Below are 2,509 nucleotides of genomic sequence, written 5' to 3' on the forward strand. Positions count from 1 at the left end.
CTCTCATGGGCATGCTCTTCTATCTTGATATTGTCCGCCGATCAGGAGAGAAATACCTGATCTCACCATCGGCAAACCTGCACTTTGTGAGTACCAGCAATTATTATCAGGGAGATATCATTCTGGCTCTTGCTGAACAACAATCACCATGGAACGATCTGAAGACCTACCTGACCAGTCCTGATACCAAAGCCACCTTTGACCAGGAAACACCCCTGATGGGAGCAGCCCGACAAGAGCAGGAGATCAGGGGGATGGTCAAGAACATCACGACGGTTGTTACCCGTTGGGCAGGATTTAAGGAGGCGGACTCGTTCCTTGAGATCGGAACCGGTCACGGGTTGTATGCAATGGCAGCCTGTCAGGCTCACCCGACGCTGACTGCAGCAGTACTGGTGCAGCCAACCTGTTCGGATCTGCTGAAACAGAACATCGTCAGACATGGTATGAAGGATCGGGTAAGTTCTCTGGCAGGTCAGCCGGGATCCCTGCCAGACAAAACCTATGATATCATTCTGGCTTCCCACTCCCTGTATGCGGACCAGGGTCGGCTCAACGAAATTGTCGCTGATATCTGTTCCCATCTGAACGATGGCGGTCTCTTCATCTCAAATCACTGGTTCATCAGGCCCTCAGAAGGGACCGGGATGCAGGGACTCTATGAACTGGAACTCGGGATGCATAATCGGTACCATGCCATCGCTGACCGGGAAGGGTTTGAGAAGATCTGTGGCGAGAACGGACTTGCCATCTTCCAGACCGGGGTGCTCAGAAGTGCATACGGAGAATCTACCATCCACATGGCAACGAAGTCCAAGGGGGAGGCTACATAATGGCAGAGGCTCCGGAACGTTCAACCTTTACCCCTTTTGACCGGCTGACTGATGAGGAACTGAGGGAGGCGATGGTCATGCATATCAGAATGGGATATATCCTTAAGAATCCCGGAAAAAGCAAGGAGGGTGATCGGGTGGCACGGGAGATCGTGAACAAGCTCTCCCTTGACCAACTCAAACAGATCCACCCCCATACTTTCTTTGCAAATAAAAAGATGGGAGATGTTCCAAAGAATCCTTACCTTCTGGCTCTTGAGATCCTTGGGGGAGAATAACTCTTAAGATAACCGTCTTTAGCGTTTGAGAAGATATTCTGCTATCGCTAAATGAAATAACAGTGAGATTGCCTGACCCCTGTTTGCAGGGTTTTGATCTTGCCGGTTCCCGGTTCGAAAAATTATTTGATTCCCTTATCCTTTATCAATCCACAGATATCGATCCAGATAACAAGTTCTTTTTTGCTTTCTCCCCGTTCTCCCACTTCTTTCTTGATAACTCCGAGGATATACGAAGTATCATCAGACTCTTTCTTACTTTGATCGATATCATTCAGGGGAACGGTCAGTACAGAGGCTACCTCATCCACCACTACACCGGTTTTCCTATGTGTTACCGATTCATCCAGAACAATAAACCTCAGATCCTCAAGATTAGATCCTGCTTTTTTTGCTGCACCAATCAATATTCTCAGATCAATAATGGTGGTTATCTCTCCCCTCAGATCGATAATCCCCCTGATATGAGTAGGTGCATGAGGAAGCGGAGTGATCTTACTTGCCTCAACGATCTCTCGTACATCAAAGAGATTTACTGCATAGGTATCCCCGCCAAGGAGAAACTCGACTACCTGAATCTCCTCAATATCACTTCCGGATACATCGGTTTTATGTTTATTTACTCGTCCGTCAACCATGTTTCACGTTTTATTTATTCAATTCCCAAGCGAAATCTTTGCAATACCGATTCCTGAATTATATGATATGGTATTCAATTACTTGATTACCGATCACACTTTAAACCGGGTTACTGCTCCGGATACACTTTCAGTAATTGAATTCACATTCTGCACGATGGTCTTCAGTTGATCCAGGGATGCGGCTGTCTCTTCTGTAATTCCTGCCATTTCCACTGCTTCCTTCGAGGTTCCTTCAAGAAGGCCGGAGACTTCCTGGACACTTGCTGCAATCTCTTCTGCACTTGCTGCCTGTTCCTCTGACATCGATGCAACCAGTTCGATGTTTCGTGATATGCCCTCAACTGAACGGGCAAGTTCGGCAAATGTTACCAGAGTCTCTGTGAGAGCTGCACTTCCTCCGGATACCGCTTCTGCAGTTATTTCGGCTGATTTTCCTGCATCTGCGGACTTGATCTGAAGGGATCCTATCATCTCCGCGATGTTTTCAGCTGAACTCCGTGATTCCTGGGCAAGAGATTTCACTTCCGCTGCAACAACTGCAAATCCTCTTCCTGCTTCCCCTGCACGTGCTGCTTCAATTGCGGCATTCAGAGCGAGAAGATTTGTCTGGCTCGCAATATCTTTGATCAAACCAACGATCTTGCCGATCTGATCCATCTCTTTCTGGATCTCCCCGATCAGCCGGTTCATATCCCCGGTACTATTGGTGATAACGTTCATTCCATTTTCTGCCCGTTTCGCCATTTCCGAACCCTGA

General features: G+C 47.7%; 4 protein-coding genes. 2 read left to right on the forward strand and 2 right to left on the reverse strand.

Annotation, left to right across the window (positions count from 1 at the left end; translation table 11 throughout):
- Window positions 1–833, forward strand: an 833-nt coding sequence (locus LUQ50_RS12475) for a methyltransferase domain-containing protein (RefSeq protein WP_300040166.1), incomplete at its 5' end; no start/stop codon positions are given.
- Complete coding sequence (locus LUQ50_RS12480; protein ID WP_300040167.1) at window positions 833–1,111, forward strand: hypothetical protein; 279 nt, start codon at window positions 833–835, stop codon at window positions 1,109–1,111. The genes LUQ50_RS12475 and LUQ50_RS12480, both read left to right, overlap by 1 nt.
- A 122-nt stretch (window positions 1,112–1,233) precedes the next feature.
- Here LUQ50_RS12480 and LUQ50_RS12485 read toward each other — a convergent pair whose 3' ends face one another.
- Both LUQ50_RS12485 and LUQ50_RS12490 read right to left on the reverse strand, forming a co-directional pair.
- Window positions 1,234–1,749, reverse strand: a complete 516-nt coding sequence (locus LUQ50_RS12485) for a chemotaxis protein CheW (RefSeq protein ID WP_300040168.1) — start codon at window positions 1,747–1,749, stop codon at window positions 1,234–1,236.
- A gap of 93 nt (window positions 1,750–1,842) precedes the next feature.
- On the reverse strand, window positions 1,843–2,509 hold a 667-nt coding region (locus LUQ50_RS12490), incomplete at its 5' end, for a methyl-accepting chemotaxis protein (protein WP_300040169.1).

The organism is Methanospirillum sp. (assembly GCF_028679455.1).
In the GTDB taxonomy this organism is placed as follows: domain Archaea; phylum Halobacteriota; class Methanomicrobia; order Methanomicrobiales; family Methanospirillaceae; genus Methanospirillum.

Excerpts from the sequence above, each read along its gene's own strand:
- LUQ50_RS12480 (WP_300040167.1), top strand. The coding sequence starts at position 833 with ATGGCAGAGGCTCCGGAACGTTCAACCTTTACCCCTTTTGACCGGCTG.
- LUQ50_RS12485 (WP_300040168.1), bottom strand. The coding sequence starts at position 1,749 with ATGGTTGACGGACGAGTAAATAAACATAAAACCGATGTATCCGGAAGT.